The sequence below is a fragment of the Brevundimonas sp. KM4 genome (genome assembly GCF_000964075.1).
Classification (GTDB): Bacteria; Pseudomonadota; Alphaproteobacteria; order Caulobacterales; family Caulobacteraceae; genus Brevundimonas; species Brevundimonas huaxiensis.
In genome coordinates this window covers 33342-55837 of sequence record NZ_JZRG01000025.1, presented here as the reverse complement: position 1 = coordinate 55837, position 22496 = coordinate 33342, and the positions used below count along the sequence as shown (strand labels likewise).

At 67.9% G+C, this 22496-nt stretch carries 26 protein-coding genes; 10 read left to right on the top strand and 16 right to left on the bottom strand.

All coding sequences use genetic code 11. The annotated features are described in order from the left end of the window. The first annotated feature begins 193 nt into the window (after nucleotides 1–193). Both VH88_RS13535 and VH88_RS13530 read left to right on the top strand, forming a co-directional pair. Complete coding sequence (locus tag VH88_RS13535; RefSeq protein ID WP_045811705.1) at nucleotides 194–646, top strand: low molecular weight protein-tyrosine-phosphatase; 453 nt, start codon at nucleotides 194–196, stop codon at nucleotides 644–646. Between the two features lie 43 nt (nucleotides 647–689). Continuing rightward, complete coding sequence (locus VH88_RS13530; protein ID WP_156146844.1) at nucleotides 690–1142, top strand: hypothetical protein; 453 nt, start codon at nucleotides 690–692, stop codon at nucleotides 1140–1142. 71 nt (nucleotides 1143–1213) lie between these two features. On the opposite strand, the gene rsmD is transcribed toward VH88_RS13530, so the two are convergent. The 4 genes from rsmD to VH88_RS13510 are packed head-to-tail and all read right to left on the bottom strand — an operon-like array spanning nucleotide 1214 to nucleotide 4438. After that, the gene (gene rsmD, locus VH88_RS13525; RefSeq protein ID WP_045811703.1) at nucleotides 1214–1789 is read right to left on the bottom strand and encodes a 16S rRNA (guanine(966)-N(2))-methyltransferase RsmD; all 576 of its coding nucleotides are present in this window, start codon (nucleotides 1787–1789) and stop codon (nucleotides 1214–1216) included. Beyond that, nucleotides 1789–2433 (bottom strand): TMEM175 family protein, encoded by a 645-nt coding sequence (locus tag VH88_RS13520; protein WP_045811710.1) that lies wholly within the window; start codon nucleotides 2431–2433, stop codon nucleotides 1789–1791. Before VH88_RS13520 ends, rsmD begins: the two co-directional genes overlap by 1 nt. Before the next feature lie 29 nt (nucleotides 2434–2462). Then, nucleotides 2463–2873, bottom strand: coding sequence for a GFA family protein (locus VH88_RS13515; protein ID WP_045811702.1), 411 nt, complete (start codon nucleotides 2871–2873; stop codon nucleotides 2463–2465). A gap of 23 nt (nucleotides 2874–2896) precedes the next feature. Then, nucleotides 2897–4438 carry a pseudouridine synthase gene (locus VH88_RS13510; RefSeq protein WP_045811701.1) on the bottom strand — a complete coding sequence of 514 codons (1542 nt, stop codon included), beginning with the start codon at nucleotides 4436–4438 and terminating at the stop codon, nucleotides 2897–2899. Nucleotides 4439–4450: 12 nt separating this feature from the next. On the opposite strand from VH88_RS13510, the gene tadA reads away from it, so the two are divergent. After that, nucleotides 4451–4909 (top strand): tRNA adenosine(34) deaminase TadA, encoded by a 459-nt coding sequence (tadA, locus tag VH88_RS13505; protein WP_045811700.1) that lies wholly within the window; start codon nucleotides 4451–4453, stop codon nucleotides 4907–4909. A gap of 50 nt (nucleotides 4910–4959) precedes the next feature. Further along, nucleotides 4960–5385 (top strand): MliC family protein, encoded by a 426-nt coding sequence (locus VH88_RS13500; protein ID WP_082064504.1) that lies wholly within the window; start codon nucleotides 4960–4962, stop codon nucleotides 5383–5385. Here the strand turns inward: VH88_RS13500 and VH88_RS13495 are convergent. Genes VH88_RS13495 through VH88_RS13485 form a run of 3 tightly spaced genes read right to left on the bottom strand, consistent with a single transcriptional unit; the run spans nucleotide 5382 to nucleotide 7638 of the window. Beyond that, nucleotides 5382–5969, bottom strand: a complete 588-nt coding sequence (locus VH88_RS13495; protein ID WP_045811699.1) for a GNAT family N-acetyltransferase — start codon at nucleotides 5967–5969, stop codon at nucleotides 5382–5384. The two genes, VH88_RS13500 and VH88_RS13495, sit on opposite strands and share 4 nt — an antisense overlap. Beyond that, complete coding sequence (aroB, locus tag VH88_RS13490) at nucleotides 5969–7075, bottom strand: 3-dehydroquinate synthase (protein WP_045811698.1); 1107 nt, start codon at nucleotides 7073–7075, stop codon at nucleotides 5969–5971. The genes VH88_RS13495 and aroB overlap by 1 nt, the downstream gene beginning before the upstream one ends. After that, nucleotides 7072–7638, bottom strand: coding sequence for a shikimate kinase (locus tag VH88_RS13485; RefSeq protein ID WP_045811697.1), 567 nt, complete (start codon nucleotides 7636–7638; stop codon nucleotides 7072–7074). Before VH88_RS13485 ends, aroB begins: the two co-directional genes overlap by 4 nt. 125 nt (nucleotides 7639–7763) lie before the next feature. Between VH88_RS13485 and VH88_RS13480 the strand changes: the two genes are divergently transcribed. The 4 genes from VH88_RS13480 to VH88_RS13465 all read left to right on the top strand — a co-directional run bounded on the left by VH88_RS13480 (nucleotide 7764) and on the right by VH88_RS13465 (nucleotide 10898). Beyond that, nucleotides 7764–8666, top strand: coding sequence for a site-specific tyrosine recombinase XerD (locus VH88_RS13480; RefSeq protein ID WP_045811696.1), 903 nt, complete (start codon nucleotides 7764–7766; stop codon nucleotides 8664–8666). A 90-nt stretch (nucleotides 8667–8756) separates the two neighbouring features. Beyond that, nucleotides 8757–9704, top strand: a complete 948-nt coding sequence (locus VH88_RS13475) for an acetyl-CoA carboxylase carboxyltransferase subunit alpha (protein WP_039247728.1) — start codon at nucleotides 8757–8759, stop codon at nucleotides 9702–9704. Between the two features lie 166 nt (nucleotides 9705–9870). Beyond that, nucleotides 9871–10422 carry a PleD family two-component system response regulator gene (locus VH88_RS13470; RefSeq protein ID WP_039247653.1) on the top strand — a complete coding sequence of 184 codons (552 nt, stop codon included), beginning with the start codon at nucleotides 9871–9873 and terminating at the stop codon, nucleotides 10420–10422. Next, on the top strand, nucleotides 10419–10898 hold the full coding sequence (locus VH88_RS13465) for a hypothetical protein (RefSeq protein WP_045811695.1): 480 nt from the start codon (nucleotides 10419–10421) through the stop codon (nucleotides 10896–10898). The genes VH88_RS13470 and VH88_RS13465 overlap by 4 nt, the downstream gene beginning before the upstream one ends. On the opposite strand, the gene VH88_RS13460 is transcribed toward VH88_RS13465, so the two are convergent. The 6 genes from VH88_RS13460 to VH88_RS13435 form a co-directional block, all read right to left on the bottom strand. Beyond that, nucleotides 10883–12769 (bottom strand): ABC transporter ATP-binding protein/permease, encoded by a 1887-nt coding sequence (locus VH88_RS13460; protein ID WP_156146846.1) that lies wholly within the window; start codon nucleotides 12767–12769, stop codon nucleotides 10883–10885. The two genes, VH88_RS13465 and VH88_RS13460, sit on opposite strands and share 16 nt — an antisense overlap. Before the next feature lie 74 nt (nucleotides 12770–12843). After that, nucleotides 12844–13860: a low specificity L-threonine aldolase gene (locus tag VH88_RS13455; protein ID WP_045811693.1), complete on the bottom strand. Its 1017-nt coding sequence runs from the start codon at nucleotides 13858–13860 to the stop codon at nucleotides 12844–12846. After that, the gene (locus tag VH88_RS13450; RefSeq protein ID WP_045811692.1) at nucleotides 13860–14801 is read right to left on the bottom strand and encodes a mechanosensitive ion channel family protein; all 942 of its coding nucleotides are present in this window, start codon (nucleotides 14799–14801) and stop codon (nucleotides 13860–13862) included. The genes VH88_RS13455 and VH88_RS13450 overlap by 1 nt, the downstream gene beginning before the upstream one ends. Before the next feature lie 52 nt (nucleotides 14802–14853). Next, the gene (locus VH88_RS13445; protein WP_045811708.1) at nucleotides 14854–16542 is read right to left on the bottom strand and encodes a cisplatin damage response ATP-dependent DNA ligase; all 1689 of its coding nucleotides are present in this window, start codon (nucleotides 16540–16542) and stop codon (nucleotides 14854–14856) included. Nucleotides 16543–16640: 98 nt separating this feature from the next. Beyond that, nucleotides 16641–17135 (bottom strand): RcnB family protein, encoded by a 495-nt coding sequence (locus VH88_RS13440; RefSeq protein ID WP_039247720.1) that lies wholly within the window; start codon nucleotides 17133–17135, stop codon nucleotides 16641–16643. A 124-nt stretch (nucleotides 17136–17259) separates the two neighbouring features. Further along, the gene (locus tag VH88_RS13435) at nucleotides 17260–18702 is read right to left on the bottom strand and encodes a response regulator (RefSeq protein ID WP_231576692.1); all 1443 of its coding nucleotides are present in this window, start codon (nucleotides 18700–18702) and stop codon (nucleotides 17260–17262) included. Nucleotides 18703–18856: 154 nt separating this feature from the next. Between VH88_RS13435 and VH88_RS16540 the strand changes: the two genes are divergently transcribed. After that, nucleotides 18857–19066 carry a hypothetical protein gene (locus VH88_RS16540; protein WP_231576691.1) on the top strand — a complete coding sequence of 70 codons (210 nt, stop codon included), beginning with the start codon at nucleotides 18857–18859 and terminating at the stop codon, nucleotides 19064–19066. Between the two features lie 89 nt (nucleotides 19067–19155). Here the strand turns inward: VH88_RS16540 and VH88_RS13425 are convergent, their stop codons facing one another. Continuing rightward, nucleotides 19156–19452, bottom strand: coding sequence for a BolA family transcriptional regulator (locus VH88_RS13425; RefSeq protein ID WP_039247647.1), 297 nt, complete (start codon nucleotides 19450–19452; stop codon nucleotides 19156–19158). Between the two features lie 45 nt (nucleotides 19453–19497). Between VH88_RS13425 and VH88_RS13420 the strand changes: the two genes are divergently transcribed. Then, the gene (locus VH88_RS13420) at nucleotides 19498–20166 is read left to right on the top strand and encodes a J domain-containing protein (RefSeq protein ID WP_045811690.1); all 669 of its coding nucleotides are present in this window, start codon (nucleotides 19498–19500) and stop codon (nucleotides 20164–20166) included. A 4-nt stretch (nucleotides 20167–20170) separates the two neighbouring features. Here the strand turns inward: VH88_RS13420 and VH88_RS13415 are convergent, their stop codons facing one another. Both VH88_RS13415 and VH88_RS13410 read right to left on the bottom strand, forming a co-directional pair. After that, on the bottom strand, nucleotides 20171–20848 hold the full coding sequence (locus VH88_RS13415; RefSeq protein ID WP_045811689.1) for an SDR family oxidoreductase: 678 nt from the start codon (nucleotides 20846–20848) through the stop codon (nucleotides 20171–20173). A 39-nt stretch (nucleotides 20849–20887) separates the two neighbouring features. Continuing rightward, nucleotides 20888–22063 carry an N-acetylmuramoyl-L-alanine amidase gene (locus VH88_RS13410; protein ID WP_197071090.1) on the bottom strand — a complete coding sequence of 392 codons (1176 nt, stop codon included), beginning with the start codon at nucleotides 22061–22063 and terminating at the stop codon, nucleotides 20888–20890. Nucleotides 22064–22496: the final 433 nt, after the last annotated feature.

Here is a 22496-nt window from a genome sequence, read left to right as displayed (position 1 = left end):
CCACCAAACCGAGGGAGGATCAAACCGAGGGAGGATCAATATCGCTAACCGGGCAATTTGAAAGTCTGGAGCAGTTGAAGTCTCTTGCAGAGATCGAACGGGAACGAGAAGAAAAGGCAGCTAAACGAGAAGCTGCCCGACAAGCTCAACCTGACGACACTAACGACTGAGCCAAAGCGCCTCGACAAACCCCATGCCCTCCGTCCTCTTCGTCTGCCTCGGCAACATCTGTCGCTCGCCTCTCGCCGAGGCCGCCCTGCGCGCTGAGGCGGAGCGGCTGCACCTTGACCTAATCGTCGATTCCGCCGGGACCGGGGACTGGCATGCGGGCGAGCCGCCCGACCCGAGGGCGCAGGCGACGGCGCGGCGGCATGGGGTCGAGATTTCGGGGTTGAAGGCGCGGCAGGTGACGCAGGCGGACTTTCGCCGTTTCACCCATGTGATCGCCCTGGACCACGAGAACCTGAAGAACCTGCGCCGCCTGCGGCCCGACGACGCGACCGCCGAGCTCAGCCTGCTGCTCGACCACGTCCCCGGCCGCGAGGGTCAGGCCGTCGCCGACCCCTATTTCGGCGACGACGACGGATTCGAAATCACCTGGGCCGAGGTGACGGCCGCCGCGCGCGGCCTGGTCGCCAAACTCTGATCCACGTCCGCATCTGACGTAGCGCCGGTCTATGGCTGGGATCATGACCGAGCCCTATCGCATCCGTGAAGCCGCCATCTGGGCCCAGGCCCGCACCGACTATCTGTCGGGTCTCAGCGCCGAGGCCGTGTGTCGTCGCCACGACCTAGGCCTGTCCGCCTTTCGCCGCCGCGCCCGCAAATACGGCTGGCGGCGCAGCGATCAGGTCGAACCGCCGCCCGGAGAGCTGGACCTGAACGTCTATTCCGACCTGGACATGGACGACCTGGCCCGCACCGCGCGCCTGCGCTTCGCCGAGGCGGTCGAGGGCGGGCGCGCGTCGGACGCCCGCCGCTGGCGCGCCCTGGCCGACGATTTGACCCGCGAGGCCCGCGCCTTCGACCGGGACTTCTTCCGGGGCATGAGCCGCGAGGAGGTGGCCGCCTCGATGGAAAACATGCGGCGCGAGATCGAGGAAGAAGACGAGGCCCTGCTGGGGCCGCCGCCCGAGGACTGAGGCCGTTGCGACCCTCTCGCAAAAATCTGCACGAAAGTGCACTGTGAAAACGCACAGTGCACATTTTCCGCTCAGGCGGCGGGGTCCGCCACCTTCAGAAAAAGCACCCGCGCCGCACCGTAATCGCGCGCGTCCAGCCGCTGATAGCCGGGGGTGTCGATCTCCGGCTCGTCCGACCCGCGCTCGAACACCACCAGGGCGCCGGGCTTGAGCCAGCTGCCCTCGAGCAACCGCGCCAGCGTCTGTTCCCCCAGCCCCTTGCCATAGGGCGGGTCCAGAAACGCCAGGTCGAACGCCTCAGCGATGGGGCCGGGCCGCAATCCCAGGTCCGTCGCGCTCCGGCGATGCACCCGCGTGCGTCCCATTAGCCCATAGGCGTCGGCGTTCTCGCGGATCGCGCCGCGCGCCCCGTCGTCCGTCTCGACGAACAGGCAGAAGCCCGCCCCCCGGCTGACCGCCTCGAACCCCAGGGCGCCCGAACCGGCGTACAGGTCGATGACCCGCAGGCCTTGCAGGCTCTCGCCCCAGGCGGCGTGTTCCAGCACGTTGAACACGGCCTGGCGCGCGCGGTCCGAGGTCGGGCGCGTGCCCTGCCCCTCCGGCGCGACGATGGCCCGGCCCTTCAGGCTTCCGGCGACGATCCGCATCAGGCCGCTCCGCCAAAGCGGCGTCCGACCCAGACCCGGCCGGCGATCAGCAGGCCCAGCGCCAGCGCCGTCACGGCCGCCAGCAGCCCCACGCCCCGCGCCATCAGGAAGAAGTTCAGCGCGCAGGCCAGTCCCGGCATCAGGGCATGGGTCACGACCACCGTGGCGCGCACCGCCCAATGCGGCCGCGGCCGGATCGCATCGGTGACGAAGGCGGCCCAGCCATAGGCGCCGGCGTGCATCACCCCGACCAGCGCCACCAGGCTCAGATAGATCCACGCCCCCTCGCCGTTGCGCGGCTGTTCGTAGAGCAGGGTCGTGGCGAACGGCATCAGCACCACCCCGGCCAGGGCCAACATGTTGAATAGCATCACCCCGTTGCTGAACCCGGTCATGCGGGCGAACACTCGCCGGTGCGTGTTCCAGAAGACGCCGATGATGGCGAAGCTCAGCGCAAAGGCGGTGAACATCGGCCACCGCTCGGCCCAAAGTGTCGCCCACTGTCCGTTCCAGCCTTCGGGCACATGCAGTTCGATGGCCAGCAGGGTGATGGCGATGGCGAACACCCCGTCCGAGAACAGCAGCAGCCGCTCCAGGCTGTGATCGCCCTTCGCCGGGCTCAGGTCCGCTGTCGTCGTCGTCATCGCCATTCCCCCTGTCGCAACCCTTGGCGTCAATCCTGCGGCGGCGCGAACTGCGCCCATAGCTCGTCCGTCGTCAGGCGCGGCCGTTCGCCCGCCAGCGCATAGGTCGCCGGCTTGCTCTCGATGCAGAATTCGTCTTCAAGGGTGAAGACCGATGGATCGTCGAACGCCTGGGCCGAGACCATGGTGATCGCCCCATCGTTGGATCGCCAGAACAGGCCCGTCCCGCAGGCGGGACAGAACTGCCGCGTCGCCCATTCGGACGAGACATAGGTCGCCACCTCGCCCTGGACCACGACGCTGTCGCCGCAGTCCACGCTGAACAGGATGCCGCCCGACTGCCGCCGGCAGGTCGGACAGTGGCAGGCGTGCATCCCGCCGTTCGGCGTCGCGGTGAAGGTGACGGCGCCGCACAGGCACCGCCCGGTCGAAATCGTCATCGCTCAGTCCTCGTCGGCGATCCTCAGCGGGGCGTGCGCGGCTTGCCGCCTGGCCCGCGTCCGCTCGTTCCGGACGGACCGGCCGGCTTGCCGCCGCCGCCCGTGCGAGGCTTGAAGTCGCGGCCGCCGCTCGGCTTTCCGCCAGGACCGCCTACGCGAGGGCCGGAACCCGTGCGTCCCGTCGGCTTGGCGCCGGGCTTGCCGCGCCGATCGTCGATGAACTGGTCGTCGCGCGGCTTGAAGGCGCGCTTGGGCCGATCTCCATCCTCACGCGCCGGACGATCACCGGCGGGCGCCGTCCGCTCGCGCGGCTTGAAGCTCTTGGAATGTTCGAACTTCGGCTTGGCCTTGGCCCAGCCGTCCTTCTTGGGCGGACGCTCGCGGCGCTCGACCGCATCCGCCTGGGCCGTTTCGGCGGCGCGGACGCGGCTAGGCTTGCGCGACGGATCCGACATGGCCGAACCCGACCGGCCCTTGACGATGGGCGTCGAGACCCGACGGCCGGGTATGGGCGCGGGCGTCTCGACGGTGTTGCCGGTCGGCAGGTTCTCGGGGCGGATGTAATCGGCCAGCAGCTCGCGAATCACGCGCGGCCCGACCTCTTCCACCGACCCGACCGGCAGCACGTCCAGGCGGAACGGGCCGTAAGCCAGGCGGATCAGCCGGTTGACCGTCAGGCCGACGGACTCCAGCACCTTTCGAACTTCGCGGTTCTTGCCCTCGGTGATCGACACCGAGATCCACAGGTTCGCCGGCGCCTTGCCGTCTTCGGACTTGGACTCCTTGGCCTTGTCCAACTTGGCCTCGATGGGACCATAGGAGACGCCGTCCACGACCACGCCGTCCTTCAGCGCGTCCAACTGCTCCTGGGTGATCTTGCCCCGCGCCCGCGCCCGGTACTGACGCACCAGCGAGGTCGAAGGCAGCTCCAGCGCCCGGCTCAGCTCGCCGTCGTTGGTCAGCAGCAGCAGGCCTTCGGTCGCCAGATCGAGCCGTCCGACCGAGATCACGCGCGGCAGACCGGCCGGCAGGGCGTCGAACACCGTCGGGCGGCCCGTCGGATCGCTGTGGCTGGTCAACAGGCCCGCCGGCTTGTGATAGCGCCAGACGCGCGTCGCCTGGGTCGAACCGATGGGCTTGCCGTCCACAGTGATCACGTCGTCGCGCGTCACCAGCGTCGCGGGCGTATCCAGGATGCGGCCGTTGACCGCCACCTTGCCCAGGCCGATCAGCCGTTCGACCTCGCGGCGCGAGGCGATGCCGGCGCGCGCCATGGTCTTGGCGATTCGCTCGGCGCGTAGAGGCGTCTCAGGCGTCTTGGACTTGCCGTCCTTGCCCCCCTTGTCGGTGCGGGGCCGGTCGCTGCGCGGCTTGTCGCTGCGTTGGCGGTCGGCCTTGTCGCCGAACCGCTTGGCGCCGTCTTCGCGAGGGCCGCGCGGCTTGTCGCCGAATGATCTCGTCCCGTCGCCGCTCTTGCGGGGACCGGAAGATTTAAAGGGCCGGGGCGACCGTTCGTCTTGACGGGCGCGGGGCTTCTTGTCGTTGTCGTCTGTATGGCGGACCATGATGAGCGGTTCATGCGCATGGCGCTGGACCAAGCGCAAGCGGCGGCGGACGCAGGAGAGGTGCCCGTGGGCGCAATTCTTGTCGATCCTGCCTCTGGTGAAGTAATTTCGACCGGCGCCAACGGTCCGATTGCGGCTCGCGACCCCACCGCCCATGCCGAGATCGTCGCCATGCGGCGCGCGGCGACGGCGCTGGACAACTACCGCCTGACCGGCTTGACCCTCTATGTGACGCTGGAGCCGTGCGCCATGTGCGCCGGCGCCATCAGCCACGCCCGCATCGGCCGCGTCGTTTGGGCGGCCGACGATCCCAAGGGCGGCGCCGTCATCCACGGCCCGCGCCTGTTCGAACAACCCACATGCCACTGGCGCCCGACCACGGACTCAGGCCTTCTGGCGGACGAGGCGTCGTCGCTGCTCAAATCCTTCTTCCGTCAAAGACGGGGAACGGCCACAGGCGGCGCACGTTAGAACGCCGCGAAAAGCTGCGCCGTTGGGCGGGGCCGTGGAGGGAAAAGACCTTGTTCAAGCCGGATCTGCCGCAGTCGATCGTGTTCAGCGGCCTGGCCGCCCTGGCCCTCCTCGCCGCCTGCGGCGCCGATCCCGACAAGGCGCCGCGCACCGGCGACGAGGTCAAGGAACGCGCCATTGAGGCCCAGACCGCCCGCCAGCGCACCGGCGCCGAAATCCAGGACCGCACCCTGAACCGCGTCGTCCACACCGTCTATCTTTGCGACAACGGCGAGCGTCTGTCGGTCGATTTCGACAATCCGCGCCAGATGGCCACCATCCGCAACTCGTCCGGCGAGGCCATCGACCTGTATCAGGAACGCGCCGCCGACGGCATCTGGTACCTCGCCTCCAACGTCGAACTGCGCGGCAAGGGCGTCCTCGCCACCTGGTCCGTCGAAGGCCGTCAGCCGACGGAATGCCGGGCGGTAGACTAAGCGAAGGCCGCTAACCGCCGGTCCAGCCTCGCGCGCACCTCGGGCCAGTCATCGTCGATGACGGCGAACATGGCGGTGTCGCGCGCCCGGCCGGTCCAGGTGATCTTGTGCTTCCTCAGCACGCCCTCGGCCTTGGCGCCCAACTTCAGAATGGCCGCCTGGCTCCGGGCGTTGACGGCGTCGGTGATGATCTCGACCCGCACAGCGCCCGCGTCGAAGGCATGACCAAGCAACAGCTGCTTGCAGGCCGGGTTGATCACCCCGCCCCGCGCCTCGGGCCGATAGAAGGTCGAGCCGATCTCGCAGCGGCGATAGGCGGGGTTGATCTCGTACAGGCTGGTCGTCCCGACCACCGCCCCGTCCGAGCGTCGCCGCACCGCATAGGCGATCCGCGTCTGCGCCTGCATCGCCGCCAGCGCAGCCTTCCACCAGGCCTCGAAATGATCGCCATGGGCCGGGGCGACCATGATATCCCAGGACGCGGGGTCGCAATCCAGCGCGGCCTTGACCTCGGCTTTCAGTCCTTCCTCGAACGGCTCCAGCCGCACGAAGCGATCCTCCAGAGGGACCGAGGCGATGCGCATCACGCGGTCGCGCCTTCCTCGACCAGGAAGCCCCGCACCTTGGCCGCATCCACGCCCTTGGCGACGAAGGCCTGGCCGATGCCGCGCGCTAGGATCAGAGTCAGCGCCCCGCCCTCGGCCTTCTTGTCGCCCGCCATCAAGGCCAGCAGACGGTCGGCCGCGAACGATCCCGCCTGATCAAGCCGCGTCGGCAGACCCGCCGCCGCGACCACCGTCTCGACCCGCGCCGCCACTTCTGCCGAACACAGCCCCTCGGCTGCCGAATAGCGGAAAGCCATGCAGCAGCCGAGCGCCACCGCCTCGCCGTGCGCCAGCGCCCCGTCGTCCAAGCCGACCTCGGTCTCGATCGCATGGCCGAAGGTGTGGCCCAGGTTCAACAGGGCGCGCCGCCCCGCCTCCTTCTCGTCCTCGCCGACCACCGCGCTCTTGATCTCGACCGAGCGGATCACCGCCCGTTCCAGCGCCGCCGGATCGCCCTTGGCGCCCGCAGCCCCCTCGCCCGCCAGCCAGTCGAAGAAGGGCGCGTCGCAGATCAGCCCATGCTTCAGCACCTCGGCCCAGCCGGACCTCACCTGGCGTTCCGGCAACGTCGCCAGCACGTCGATATCCGCCAGCACCAGACGCGGCTGATGAAAGGCGCCGACCAGGTTCTTGCCGCGTGGCGTATCGATGGCCGTCTTGCCGCCGACGGACGAATCGACCTGGGCCAGCAGCGTCGTCGGAATCTGCACGAAGTCGATGCCGCGCATGAACAGGGCCGCCGCCAGGCCGGCCAGGTCGCCGACGACACCACCGCCCAGAGCGATCACTACATCCTTGCGATCCAGACCGATCTCCAGCAGCCGGTCCAGCACGCGTTCCAGCTCGGCGAACGACTTGGAGCCCTCGCCCGCCGGCACCGCCACGATCTCGCTGGTCACGCCCGCCGCCGTCAATGACGCGGTCAGGGTCTGGGCATGGATGCCAGCCACCGTCTCGTCGGTGATGATGACCGTCCGCCCCTTGGCCAGCGGTGCGATGCGTGCGCCCGCCTGCGCCAGCAGCCCGCGTCCCACCACGACGTCATAAGCGGCAAAGGCCCCGCCGCTGACCGGAATGATCGTCATTGCGGGGTCTCCGTGCGTCGTCTCTGGCGCCAGTGTCGGCGCAGGTTCTTGTGAATGGCGTCCACCGCCTGGCCGTGCGAGCCCTGCCCGACGTCCACGGCCACATCGGCCTCGCCGTAGATGGGATAGCGCGCCTCGGCCAGGCCCGTCAGAACCTCCAGCGGATCCTTGCCCCGCAGCAGGGGCCGCGTGTCGCGCCGCGCCACCCGCTCCGCGATGACCGCCAGATCGGCCCTCAGCCAGACCGTGTCGGCCTTGGCCTTCAGCAGCGCCCGCGTCTCCGGGTTCATCATCGCCCCGCCGCCGGTCGCCAGCACGATGGGCGGCCCCTCCAGCAGACGGCGGATCACCCGCGCCTCGCCCGCGCGGAACTCGGCCTCGCCCAGGGCGGCGAAGATTTCCGACACCGTCATCCCGGCCGCCGACTCGATCTCCACATCCCCGTCCGCGAACGGCAGTCGCAGCCGATTGGCCAGCCGACGACCCACCGACGATTTGCCCACCCCCATCAGGCCGACCAGGGCTATGGTGCGGGTCGGACCCGGATTCGCGCGCCGCCTCATCCGGCGGCTCCGGCGGAACGGTCGGTCGAGAGGAAGGCGAAGGCGGCGGCGCGGGCAGGCATGATCCAGAAAACCTCTACACCAAGCCTGACCTTGCGCCAGTCGTTCAGGCTGCGGATCGCCGCATGACGCCCCAGATCGAGGCGTTTCTGGAGATGATGGCGGTCGAACGCGACGCCTCGCCCCATACGCTGTCCGCCTATGGCCGCGATCTGGCGGACGCGGAGACGGCGCTGTCGGACGCCGGCGGGCTGATGAAGGCGGACGCCGAGGCGGTCGAGGCCTGGTTCGCGGACCTGTCGCGGCGCGGTCTGTCCGCCGCCACCGCCGCCCGTCGCCGCTCCTCCGCGCGCCAGTTCTACCGCTTCGCCCTGGCCGAGGGGTGGCGCACCGACGATCCGTCACGCCGTCTCGACGCCCCCAAACAGGGCCGGTCGCTGCCGAAGGTGTTGAGCCGCGCCGAGATCGACGCCCTGCTGGCCGCCTCGGCCGCCCGCGATGCGGCGGCGGGCCTGCGCCTGGTCGCCCTTGTCGAGATGGCCTACGCCTCCGGCCTGCGGGTGTCCGAACTGCTGGGGCTCAAAGTCGAGGCCGTTCGGCGCGACCCCGCCTATCTGATCGTGCGCGGCAAGGGCGGCAAGGAACGGCTCGCGCCCCTGAACACCGCCGCCCGCGAAGCGATCAAGGCCTGGCTCGTCGCGCGCGACGCGAAGCGCAAGCCTGAGGCGCCCGACAGTCCCTGGCTCTTCCCCTCCTCCGGCCGCACCGGCCATCTGACCCCACGCCGTTTCGCCCAGTTGCTGGACGACGCGGCGATCACGGCCGGCATCGACCCCGCCCGCGTCAGCCCCCACGTCCTGCGCCACGCCTTCGCCACCCACCTGCTGGAAGGCGGCGCGGATCTGCGCGTCGTCCAAACCCTGCTAGGCCACGTCGATATCGCCACCACCCAGATCTACACCCACGTCGCCACCGATCGCCTGGCCCAGGTCGTCCACCAAAACCACCCCTTGGCGCGCGACGACTGAACCCCCGCTTGCCCGGCGGCGTTGACCTCTCTAGGTTCGCGCGCCTTCCCCAAGGGCGCTTTCGCCCGTTTGCAGTTCCCGGACGCCTTGATGGCCACGCACTATCTCGACTTCGAAAAGCCGATCGCCGATCTGGAAGCCAAGATCGAGGAGCTGTCGCTGCTGGCCGACACCTCGGGCGACATCGACCATGAGATCGAGGGCCTGCGCAAAAAGGCCGACCAACTGCGCAAGAAGACCTACGCCGGCCTCGACCCCTGGATGAAGACCCAGGTCGCGCGTCATCCGCAGCGCCCGCACTTCATCGATTATGTCCAGAGCCTGTTCACCGACTGGAACGAGCTGCACGGCGACCGTCAGTTCGGCGACGACCAGGCCATCCTGGGCGGTCTGGCCCGGTTCCGCGGCCGGCCCGTCGTCATCATGGGCCACGAAAAGGGCCACGACACCGCGACCCGCATCACCCACAACTTCGGCATGGCGCGGCCCGAGGGCTATCGCAAGGCTGTGCGCCTGATGGACATGGCCGAGCAGTTCGGCCTGCCGGTCCTCAGCTTCATCGACACCGCCGGCGCCTATCCGGGCCTGGGCGCCGAGGAGCGCGGCCAGGCCGAGGCCATCGCCCGCTCGACCGAGCGCTGCCTGACCCTGGGCGTGCCCTCCATCGCCACCATCACGGGCGAAGGCGGCTCGGGCGGCGCCATCGCCATCGCCGCAGCCAGCCGCGTGCTGATGCTGGAACACTCCATCTATTCGGTCATCTCGCCCGAGGGCGCCGCCGGCATCCTGTGGCGCGACGGCGCGCGGGCCAAGGACGCGGCCATGGCGATGAAGATCACCGGCCCGGACCTGATGCAGCTGAAGATCGTCGATCGCCTGATCGATGAGCCTGTCGGCGGCGCACATACCGATCGCGACACGGCCATGGCCAATGTCGGCGACGTGCTGGCCGAAGAGCTGAAGGGCTTCGACGGCCTGACGCCGCAGCAGATCAAGAAGCGTCGCGCGGATCGCTTCTACGCTATCGGCGCCCTCTGACGCCCGGTCGCTCTGACGCCCGGTCGCTCTGACGCCCGGCCGCTCCGGCGACCAGCGTTAACGCAGCATCCACCCTCGTCTGCCAAGCTCGGCGCTTCGTTCAGGGGCATCGGGGTTTGCGACCGGCCATGAGTTCAGCGGCGCGACAGACGGGGGCCTTTGCGCCATGAGCGGCGGCGAGTCCCTGCGTGAAAGCGCCGTCTTCAACCTGGCCGGGGCGATCACGATGATCGTCGACGATTCGCCGTTCTCCCTGACCCTGACGTCCAACGCCCTGACCGGTTTCGGCATCCGACCCACCTATGCGTGCGGCACGGGTATGGAAGCCAAGAAGCTGCTGACCGACAAGCCCGTCGATCTGCTGGTCGTCGATACCGACATGCCCGACATCGACGGGTTCGAACTGGTGCGCTGGCTGCGCCGCTCCGGCCCCAATCCCAACGCCTTCACCCCCGTCATCATGACCGCCAGCCACATTCGTCGCGGGCGCGTCGCCGAGGCGCGAGACTGCGGCGCCAACTTCGTCGTCACCAAGCCCTTCAGCCCGGCGCTTCTGCTGGAGCGCATCCTGTGGGTGGCGCGCGACAGCCGGCCCTTCCTGGAGGTCGGGGACTATTTGGGGCCGGATCGCCGGTTCCGGCACACCGGCTATGAAGGCGTGGAACGCCGCGCCGACATGATTCGCAAGGCGAAGGGGATGGAGAGTCTGGCCCTATGACCGTCATCACCCACACTCAGCGCAAGTCGCGCCTGGCAGAGATGCTGGATCGCCCCGGCGGCGTCAGCGTCGGGGTCGCCCTGGCCCAGGCCCGCGCCAATCTGGACGGACTTCAGGATCAGGCCCGCGCCATCATCGGCGACAATATCGCGGCCCTGCTGGCCAAGCCCGATCCGAACCTGATCGAGCCGATGCGGCTGGACCTGGCCTATTCCGCCTCCAGCCAGATCATCGACGCCGCCAGCCCGTTCGAGATGGACGACCTGTGCACGGCGGCCAAGGGCCTGTGCGACCTGCTGGACGCCGCGCCGCGTCAGGGCGGTTTCGACTGGCGCATCGCCACGGTCCATGCCCAGGCGATGAAGCTGTTGCTGGCGCTGCCGCCGCAAGAGCAGGCCGCGCGGACCGCCATCCTGACGAACCTGCACGAGGTTCTGAGAAAGAAGCTCCCGACCGCCGATCAGTCGGCCATCTGAGGCGTCTTGCCGCCGCGCGTCTGTTTGCGCCACAGCGCCGCGTATTCCCCGCCTTGTCGGGCCACCAGTTCGTGGTGACCGCCGCGTTCGACGATCCGCCCGGCCTTCAGCACCAGAATCTGGTCCGCGTCCGCCACGGTCGACAGCCGGTGTGCGACCACCAGGGTCGTGCGGCCGTTCCTGGCCTTGCGCAGCGTCTTCTGGATCGCGGCCTCGGTGCGGCTGTCCAGGGCGCTGGTCGCCTCGTCCAGGATCAGGATGCACGGATCGGCCAGCAGGGCGCGGGCGATGCCCACTCGCTGACGTTCGCCGCCAGACAGCTTCAGCCCCCGTTCGCCGACCTTGGTCTGCATGCCGTCCGGCAAGCCGCGAATGAAGTCGGCCAGTTCCGCCGCCTCCGAGGCCGCCCACACCTGCGCCTCATCCGCCTCTGGCCGGGCGAAGGCGATGTTGGCGGCCAGGGTGTCGTTGAAAAGCGCCACATCCTGCGGCACCAGCGCCACCGCCGACCGCAGCGAGGCTTGGGTCACCTCGCGCGCATCATGGCCGTCGATCAGCACGCGCCCTTCCTGCGGATCGAGCAGGCGCAGCGCCAGTTTGACGATGGTGGACTTGCCCGCGCCAGAGGGCCCGACCAGCGCCGTCGTCGTGCCCGGCGCGGCGTAGAAGCTGACGTCCTCCAGCCCATTGGCCCGCGCGTCGTGGCGGAAGCCGACGGCCTCGAACGCCACCGACGCCCCGCGCGCATCGACCGGCCGCGGGAGCGCGACGGCGTTCGGCGCATCGGCGACCTGCGGCGTCTGTCGCGTCACCTTCAGCATCTCCTCCATGTCGATGAAGGACTGACGGATCTCCCGATAGGCGAAGCCCAGGATGTTCAGCGGCGCATACAGCGAGATCATGATCAGCACCGCCGCCGTCACGTCGCCCGGTCCCATTCTTCCGGCCGCCGCCTCGAACCCGGCCATCACCGCCATGACGCCCAAGCCCAGGTTCATCACCAGGGCCTGCATCCCGTTCAGCATGTTCAGCGAACTGTTGGCCTTCAGCGACGCCTCGGCATAATCGCCCAGCGCGCGATCATAGGTCTGGGCCGCGCGCGTTTCGGCCCCGAACGACTTGACCGTCTCATAATTTAGTAGAGCGTCGACCGAGACGCCGGCGGCTTCGGAATCGGCCGCATTCATGATCCGGCGATGCTCCAGCCGCCAGTTGGACATGGCGAAGGTGGCGGCGGTGTAGATGACGACCACGACCACCGCGACGGCGGCGAAACGCCAGTCGTATTTTGCCCCCAGCACCCCGGCTGCCAGCACCAGCTCCACCCCCGTCGGAACCAGGTTGAAGGCGAGGATGCGCAGCAGGAAATCGACCGCGCGCGATCCCCGATCCATCGTTCGCGACAGGGCGCCGGAGCGTTTGGTCTGGTGAAAATCCAGCGACAGGCTCAGCGCATGAGCAAAGGCCTCGGCCGCCGTTGCGCGCTGGGCGGCGGCGCGCACCGGCGCGAACACCACGTCCGACACCAGGGGCGAGGCCGCCGATAGAAACCGCACGAGGGCCCAACCGATGGCGAAGGCTGCAAAGCCCAGGCCGACGGCGGTCGCCGCACCCTGCCCCGCCGCCAGACGGTTGACCGCCGCGCCCAGCACCAGCGGCGCCAAGACGCCCAGCCCCTTGCCCGCCAGCGTCAGCAGAATGGCCGAGATTAGCCGCAGTTTCAGGTGCGGCGCGCCGGATCTAGCCACCAGCCGCGCAAGGTCCGCCAGCGCCGCCAGCGTCGGGGGTCCGTCCGTCTTGTCCTGTGGGCTCCCTGCCTGCTGCGCCTTGACCATCGGATCACGCCTGCCGCCGGAGCGTTCGCCTCGCATCGCCATGATCCGCATATGGAAAGCCAATGCGACAGGGGAAAGGCCACGCTGGCGCGCAAGCGGGGATTCGTCGCTCAGCCCAGACCGGCGACCGCCTCGATCAACTCGTCCACGGCCGCTTCCTGCGTCGCCCACGAACAGACGAAGCGCACCGAACCGTCATCGAAGGCGTAGCAGGCCCAGCCCATTTCGTTCAGGCGGGCGTGCGCCTCTTTCGGCATCCGCACGAAGACGGCGTTCGCCTCCACCGGATGGGCCAGGACGAAGGGCGACCGCCCCGCAATGCCGGCCGCCAAGCGCTGCGCCATCAGATTGGCGTGGGCGCCGCCCGATTCCCAATCGCCGCTTTCCAGCAAGCCCAGCATCGGACCCGACAGCAGACGCGTCTTGGACGACGTCTGGCCCGCCTGCTTCAGCCGGTTGTCCAGTCGCCGCGCCAGGCTCTTGTCGAACAGCACGATCGCCTCGGCGCAGTTGGCGCCCGCCTTGGCCCCGCCGAACACCAGCACGTCCACGCCCAGGCGAGGAATGTCCTTCAGGTCGAAACCGGCGGCGACCGCATTGGTCAGGCGCGCCCCGTCCATGTGAACGCCGTAGCCCAGCGCCTTGGCCGGTTCGATCAGGTGGCGCAGCTCTTCCTCGGTATAGACCGAGCCATATTCCGTGGCCTGGGTCAGCGACAGGGCGGCGGGCGGCTGACGATGCCCGACTTCGGGTTCGCCCAACTGCGCCTGCAGGGCCAATGGATCGATCTTGCCCGAGAAGCCCGGCAGCCCGATCAGGCCGACGCCGTGACCGAAGAAGCCCGGCGCCCCAGTCTCGTCGGTGCAGATATGCGCCGCATGGTGCGCCAGCACCGCCTCATAGGGTTGGGCCAGCATCGACAGGGCGATGGCGTTGGCCGCCGTCCCGCTGAAAACAAACCGCACCTCGGCGTCCGCATCCAGACGCTGGCGAATCTGGTCGGCAGCGCGGGCTGTGACCTCGTCTGCGCCATAGGCGCGGGCGAATCCCTTGTTGGCCCGCACCAGGCCTTCGATGGCGCTCAACGCCATGCCGGCGGTGTTGTCGGAGCCGAAATCGTAACGCATCAACTGGCCTTGAAAGCTGTATCGGGGGTCGTCGCGCCCGGAACGACCGACGACGGCTCGTGATCGCCATAGGGAACGGCGACCTGATGCGGGAACGGAATCTCGATCCCGGCGGCGTCCAGCGCCTCCTTGCCGCCCTGCATCAGATCGGCCTGGGTCTGCCACCAGTCGCCGACCTTGACCCAGGCGTGCAGCGTCACCTGCACCGAGCTGTCCAACAGGCCCGTCACGCCGGTCCACGGATGGGGATCTTGCAGCACCTTGTCGTGTGCGGCGGCCATATCCGCCAGCACGCAACGCGCCTGGTTCAGATCGTCGCCATAGCCGACGGTGAAGTTGATCTCGATCCGGCGGGTCTGCTGGCCGGTCAGATTGGTCAGCGGGTCGCTCAGGACCTTCGAGTTCGGAATGACGATCTTGTGGTTGTTGGCGTTGGACAGCTGGGTCGTGAACAGGTCCAGTCGCTGCACCGTGCCGCTCATCCCGCCGACATCAACCACGTCGCCGACGCGGTAGGGCCGCAGCACCAGCAGCATGATTCCCGAAGCCACGTTCGACAACGTGCCCTGCAAAGCCAGGCCCACCGCCAAGGACGCCGCACCCAGCACGGCGATGATCGAAGTGGTCTGAACGCCCAGGCGTTGAAGCACGGCGATCATGCCGACGATGAAGACCACCACCCGCACCACCTGGACCGCAAAGCTCAGGACCGTCGGATCGTGGCGGAAGCCCTTGACCCGCGACAGGGTATTGCGCGCCGCCCGCGCCGCCCATTTCGCCGCAAAGACCGTCAGGACGAAGATCAGGATGGCGATCGTCAGATTGATCGCGAAATCACCCGCCATGTCGGTCAGCTTGGCGATCACGGCGGCGTCGATCGAAACGGCCTTGCGCCCTGCGGCGACCGCTTCGGCGACATCGTTGGAAAGAGGCAGAGACATGAGGCCGGGTCTAACGCCTGACGCGACGATTGGAACCCCTGAAAGCCCGATTTCAGGCCTTTGCGATCCGTCCGCCGCCGCTTTCGATGGCGTCCAGCAGGTCCATCACATCGTCGATAGTGTTGGCCTCTCGCGCCGGCTTGTCCCAGCGAATGCGGCTGACGCGCGGAAAGCGCATGGCCACGCCCGACTTGTGCCGCGTCGAGCGATTCAGTCCCTCGAACGCGATCTCAAGCACCAGGCCGAAATCCCGCTCGGCCCGCACCGACCGCACCGGCCCGAACCGGTCGATGGTGTGGTCGCGCACGAACTTGTCGAGCTGTTTCAACTCCTCGTCGGTGAAGCCGAAATAAGCCTTGCCCACCGGCGTCAACGCCCCTTCCGGCGTCCAGACGCCGAAGGTGTAGTCGGAATAGAAGCTGGAGCGTTTGCCGTGGCCGCGCTGGGCGTACATCAGGACGGCGTCGATGACGTGCGGGTCGCGCTTCCACTTGAACCACGGCCCCTTGGGTCGCCCCGCCAGATAGGGGCTGTCCCAGCGTTTCAGCATCAGTCCCTCGGCCGCCGCCCCGACCGGCGGATCGGCCCGCAGCCGCGCCAGTTCATCCCAATCGGCGTAATCGACCACCGGCGACAGGTACAGTCGCTCGCCGGTATGACCATTGACCAAGGCCTCCAGGCGCGCCCGCCGCTCGCGCAGCGGCAGGCCGCGCAGATCCTCGCCATCCTGAGCAAGCAGGTCATAGGCGACGACCGCCGCTGGAAAGGCCTGCATCGCCTTGGCGTCCACCGACTTGCGGTTCAGCCGCTGCTGCAGATCCCCGAACGGCGCCACCGCCCCGTCGCGCCAGACGATCAGCTCACCATCGATCGCGCCTTCGAACGCCAAGGCCTCCATCACATCGGGAAAGGCGGCCGAAATCTCGTCGCCGGTTCGGGAATAGAGTTTGCGGACCTCGCCCTCCAGCACCGCCTGAACCCGAATGCCGTCCCACTTCCATTCGGCCGCATAATCGGCCGGCGACAGTTTGGGCAGATCCACGGCTTCATCGATGGCGACGGCCAGCATGACGGGTCGGAACCGGCCGGGCGCATCCGGGCTGGGCCGCTCCGCCCTGCCCTCCAGCCAGGCGAACAGGTCGGCGTAGGGCGGCTCGACCGCGTGCCAAACTTCCTCGATGGCAGAGGCGTCCAACGCCTCCAGCGTCATCTGCGCCTCGTCCCCGTCCGGCGAGGGCGGCGCCATCACCGCGTCCGGGCGCATCATGGCCGCCGCCGTCTTGGCCAGCCGCGCCGACAGGCCGACGCGCAAGGCCCCGGTCATCAGCTTCAGCAGCGCCCAGCGCCCTTTCGGCTCCAGCGCATCCAGCCAGCCTTCCAGAAGGCCGCGCACCTCCGTCCGCGTGGCGGTCCTTAGCGCCTCGACGACCTCGGCCAGCTCGGGCTCACGGTTTGGCCGGTGGTCCGGCGTCACGGGCCAGATCAGGGCCGCGGTCTCCGCCAGATCGCCCACATAGTCGTAGGACCAGCCGAACAGCACACTGTCGACCCGGCCTTCGACCGCCTTTCGGATCATGGCCGGCTTGGCCGCGTCGAACGTCAGGTCGCCGGTCAGGGCCGCCAGCGCCCATCCCCGGTCCGGATCGGGCGTCGCTCTCAGATAGTCGCGCACCAGCACCAGCTTCGCATTGCGCGAAGCCGTCAGGGACAGGCGGTCCAGAAGCTCGGCGAAGGCGCGCATCGTCATCCATCTTGGGCGCCGGAAGCGTCGCCGTCCTCTTCAGAACGAAAAACGCCCCGGAGGTTTCCCTCCGGAGCGCATCTCAAATCCTTGACGGATCAGTTGAACAGGCCGGCGATCACGGCGGTGATCAGGCCGCCGGCGACGGCGGCGAGCACCACGTCATTGCCGCTGCGGACATATTGGTAGCCACGGGGCGGCGCGCGCAGGCCATAGCGGTTATAGTCGTGCACCACATAGGCGTTGGTGCGGTAGTAGGACGGCATCCGCTGGCCATAGCTCCAGGTCCGAACCGCATAGCCGCGCGGCGGGACGTAGCGCGGGGCGTTGTAACGACGTTCCGCACGCTGCCAGCGTTCATAGGCGCGTTGCTGCTGGCGATAGTCCCGACGATCCTCGCGCAGCTCGCGGCGGTAATCGCGGCGATCCTGGCGATAGTCCCGACGATCGTAGTGGTCAGGACCCGGACCGTGACGTGCGGCGGGACCATGCGGACCGTGGGGCGGTACGGGCTGAGCCGAGGCTGCGCCTGCTGCGCCCAGCGCGCCGGCGGCCATGACCGAAGCGATTGCGGTGGTCAGGATCTTTTTCATGATCGTGTCTCCATCTGCGCCGAAGACCATCGGCTTGGGTGCAGTTATGGAGCACGGCGACTGAGGCGCGCCTGAACCGGCGTCCTCGGCCCAGGTTCATGTCGGGAACACAGGATCGCCGCAATCAGGCGGCGACGGAGGCCTCTGATGGCGGTGCGGCCATCTGCGCAACCGCGTCGCGACCGCCGCTGACGTGACCCATCAGGGCGGCCAAAGCGCCGAAATCGATCGGCTTGTTCAGATAGGCGTCGGCGCCGGCCTGAAGACCAGCCTCATGATCCTCATGACGCGCCGATGCCGACAGGACCACGATTGGCGTATTCGCATTCTGGCCGCCTTCGCGGATGATGCGCGTTGCGGTCAGTCCGTCCATGACCGGCATGTTCACGTCCATGATGATCAGGTCGAACGGCTGATCCTTGGCGATATCGACCGCGACCTGCCCGTTCTCGGCCGTCGAAGTGACGTGGCTGGCCGAGCTCATCCAGGCCTCCAGAATCATGCGGTTCACCGGATGATCCTCGACCACCAGGACGCGCAACGATTCGCCGCCTTCGATCTCGGCATGAACCTCAGCCGCCGCGACGGGCTTGGCCCATTCCACGACCTCGGCCTCGATTTCCAGGGTGAAGCACGAGCCCTCGGCGAGCTTGGACGTCACGGTGATGTCGCCGCCCATGATGTTGGCCATGCGCCGTGCGATCGTCAGGCCCAGACCCGTTCCGCCAAAGCGCCGCGTGGACGAGGTATCGACCTGGGTGAAGGGCATGAACAGCCGCTCCAGATCGGCCGCCGCAATGCCCGCACCGCTGTCCTGGACGACAAATTCGAACCGCACGCGCTGATCCGATACGCGGTGTCCGCGCACGAGGTAGTGGATCTCGCCAGCTTCGGTGAACTTGACCGCATTGGACAGCAGGTTCTGCACCACCTGACAGACGCGCAGCGGATCGCCGCGCACCACCGTCGGAATCTCGCCCTCCACGGTCGTAACGAACGTCAGGCCCTTGGCTTCGGCCTGGGCCTCGAAGGGGCCGGTGATGCGCTTGTTCAGGCCGTCGATGACGATATCGACGACCTCGAAGTTCATCTTGCCGGCCTCGATCTTGGTCATGTCGAGGATGTCGTTCAGCAGCGACAACAGATTGTCGCCGGAGTTGCGGATGATCGACAGATACTCGCGCTGCGTCGTCTCCAGTCGCGTTGCGCTGAGCAGTTGGGCCGCGCCCAATACGCCGTTCATGGGCGTGCGCAGTTCGTGCGAGATCACGCCCAGGAAGTTCGACTTGGCATCATTGGCGGCGTTGGCCTTGTCGCGGGCCGCTTCCAGCTCCTCGATCAGATGCGCCTGATGCGACTGGAAGGCCCGAATGCGGTCTTCGCGCAGCAGGGTCATGGTCACCAGCACGAACAGACCTGCCGCCGTGAACGGCAGGACCGCCAGCATCGACCAGAAGGCGTTGGTGCCCCACAGGCTGAACAGAATGATCGTCGCGGCCGCGCCGTAGGGCGAAGAGATGATCAGGGCCTGACGCGGCGAGCTGCGAAGCTGGGCGAAGACCAGCACAGCCGGAAATCAGTAGGGCGAGGGCCAGGGGCCGTCCGAACTCGGTGGGGGAGAACCAGGCCATCAGAGGCGCGATGGCCCAAGCGCCGGTCGTCACCGTCGCCACGATCGGGAAGATCACGCCCCAGTTGGTGCCGACGCGATGGCTCAGGCGATGTTCGACGATTCCCCGCAGCGACCCGGCCGCCAGGGTGCCGCCGAACCACAACAGCGCCGGCCACAAGCCGACGGTGCCGAGAAGACCCACGCCCCACGAGGCGATGATCATGTAGCGGAGATACTGCGTCTGCAGGATGGCGGTCAGCGCCTGGGCCGCGTCTCCGGCGCGTTGCTCGCCTTCGAGCGCCTTCGCGACGCCGTCTGATTCCACCATAAGCCCAGATCCCCACGTTCTGTTTGGTCGGACGACGCTAAGACGAAGGTTCTAAGACGATGTGAACGCAGTTCTTTCGCTCAGCCAGCCTCCTCCGGCGTCAGCGCCTTGATCGAAAGAGCGTGGACCGGTCCGGCCATCTCGTCCTTCAGCAGGGCGTTGACCGCGCGCTGTCGCGCCAGCCGCGACTGCCCCTGGAAAGCGGCGGACACGATTACCAAGTTAAAGTGGCTTTCGCCGCCAGGCTTGGCGTCCATTCCGCCTTCATGATGATGTCCGGCGTGGCGCCAGCTGTCGTCCTCGACCTCCAGACGCAGGGGCGACAGCCCTGCCGTCAGTTTTGCACGAATAATCGTCGCCACCGGGCCTTCAGACATGATCGATTCCTTGATGCTGTCCCAATCGGGCTTACACTTCGGGTGATGTCCGCCTCCTTTCAATACAAGCCGCGCTTCACCGACATTCGGGTGAAGCCGCCCAAGCCCGAGGAAGAGGCGGCGAAAGCCGACGTCCTGCACCTGAAGCCGGGCGAAAAGCCGTGCCAGTGGCCCGACTGTCGCCGAGCCGCCGCGGCCAAGGCGCCCAAGTCCCGCGAACGGCTGAACGACTTCTATGAGTTCTGCCAGCCGCACGCCGGCGAATACAACAAGGGCTGGAACTTCTACGCCGGCATGACCGAGGGTGAGATTCGCGCCGCCCAGGAAAACGAGGCCATGACCGGCGGCCGCCCGACCTGGGAGATGCAGGCCGGCAAGTTCACGCGCGAAGCCGCCGCCTTCGCCGCCAAGATGGGCACGTCCAACACCACCGGCGCCGGCTCATGGCGCGACAGCTTCGGCTTGTTCGGGCGCAAGGGCGATCAAGCGCCGCAGTCTGCGACCGAGGACCGCCGCATCGGCAAGCTGGAACGCGCCGCCCTCGCCGACCTCGATCTGGATCCCGGCGCGGACAAGGCGAAGGTCAAGGCTCAGTATCACGAGCTGCTGAAGCGGTTTCACCCCGACACCAACAGCGGCGACCGCAGCGCCGAGGCGAAGTTGCAACGCGTGATCAAGGCCTGGAAGACGCTGAAGAAGGCCGGCCTGGCCTGACGGTCTAGTCGGCGTAGATCATCTTGCGCGTCATGCCGCCGTCCACGGTCAGCACCTGGCCCGTGACAAAGCCCGCCTCGGCGAGGTAGAGCACGGCCCCGGCGATATCCTCGGCGCGGCCGACGCGGCCGACCGGATGCTGTTCGTGATCGACAGGACGCAGATCCTCGCCGTCCGAAATCCAGCCTGGCGCGATGGCGTTGACCCGGATCCGAGGGCCTTCGCTGATCGCCAGGGCGTGGGTCAGGGCGAACAGCGCGCCTTTCGACGCCGCATAGGCCTCGGTGTGCGGTTCTGACATGAAGGCGCGCGTCGAGATCATGTTCACGATGGCGCCGCCCTCGTTCAGCATCGGAATGGCGGCGCGGCTCATCAGAAAAGCGCCGGTCAAATGGCTGTCGATCGTCTTGCGCCAGTCCGCAAGCGACAGTTCAGTCAGCGGGCCGTTCACCGGATCGGCGATGCCTCCGTTGTTGACCAGCAGGTCCAGCGACGACCAGCCCAAGGTCTCGAACGCCTGTTTGACCGAGTCCTCATCACCCAGATCGCAGTCGATATGACGAGCCTCCCCCTCACCCGGCTTCAGATCGAAGGAGGCGACTTCCCATCCGTTGGCCAGCAAGGCGTCACAAACGCCCGTTCCGATCAGGCCTGATCCGCCTGTGACAATCGCTTTTTTCATGGTGCTGAAACCGGCGACGGCCGGCTTGGTTGCGCCGGGTCAGGGCTGACCGGCGGCTTGGCTGTTCGCGGCAGCCATCATCGGGCTCGACGGCTCGCGGAAATAGCGATCGATCCCGTCCGCCACCGATTTCATCAGGCGACGGCGCGCACGCTCGTCGGTCAGCAGCCGCTCGTCCTCGGGATTGGTGATGAAGCCCATTTCCAGCAGCACGGCCGGCACGTCGGGCGCCAGGAGCACTGCCAGACCCGCATCGCGATGGCTGCGGCGCAAGAGAGGATGGTCCGAGCCTTCCAGGTGCGTCAGCAAGACGCGCGCGAACTGGGCGGAGCGGTTCTGGGTCGCGCGCTGGGTCATGTCGAGCAGGATGCGATCCACCGACGGGTCGCGCCCCGGCAGATGCAGTTCGCGGTGCCAGTTGTCGCCCCGCGTGAACTCACGCACGGCCCGTCCGGCGCCCTGCTCCGACAGGGTATAGACGCTGGCCCCGCGCAGCGCCGGATCGGCGCCCGCGTCAGCGTGCAAGGAAATGAACAGATCGGCGTCGGCCTGACGCGCAATGGAGACGCGGCGATAGAGGTCGACATAGCGGTCGTCGCTCCGGGTCAGCCTGACGCGATAGCGGCCGTTCTTCTCAAGCTCGGCCTTCAACGCCAGGGCGGCGGCCAAAGTGACCTGCTTTTCCTGGGCGCTTGCGCCGCTGGCGCCGGGATCATTGCCGCCATGGCCGGCGTCGATGACGATCAGGGGGCGTTCGGCGCGGCGCGGCGGCGCGCTGGCGTGCGGCGCCGGCGTGGTCGTGGCGCGCGCGGCGGCCCCGGTAGCCTTCAGATCGACGACATAACGATAATGGCTGACGCCGTCGCCGGGCGGCAGCAGGAAGCGCCGTTCGATCTCGCTGCCGCGCGCCAGTTCCAGCTGAACCCGCGACGAACTGCCGGACGACGTGACCTCAAAGGAGCGCACCAGACCCGAGCCGCCGCCGTTCAGGCCGCGTCCGGGCGCGACGCCGCTGAGGGCCAGCACCACACGGCCCTCTCCGCCCGCGTCGATGACGCGCCCCTGCGCCGTCTTGTCCAGATCGATGACAACGCGGGTCCGATCGCCATCGGCGCCGAAGCGCACCGCCAGCACATCGCCTTGCGCGCCCCAGGCGAAACCGCGCGTTGCGGACAGACCGACCATGCAGATGACCACGAAGGCCAGGGCGGTCATCGCCCACTCCTTCGCGCCCCAGCGCATCAGACCTGTCAAAACGCGACCGCTCATCTGCGTCGGCGAACCCGGTTTAAGCCTACTTGAACCTCATCATGACAGAGGCTCGTATTCAGGGGGTTAAGGCGAGCGCCTTTTAATTCTCCCGTTGCATGACTATGCTGTGACCGCTCGCGAACCGATCGCGCCGATTTCGCCTCTGCGAATCTTGGCGCGCCCTCCTCGCGGCGTTGACTTTCACCAATCCTAGAACCGCCCCGGCCTGGCCGATGGTTCGAAGAGCGGACCAGGGACGCGGCCTTCCCAAGGGATTGGCGCGCCCGGTTCAGGACCGACGACTTAATGGGCCTTTCCGCCTGCGTTCCCCAACGGCTTGATCAAGCCTTCTTCGCCGTTTTCGGCGAGGGGATATCGCGCGCGCCGGCCCTCACCT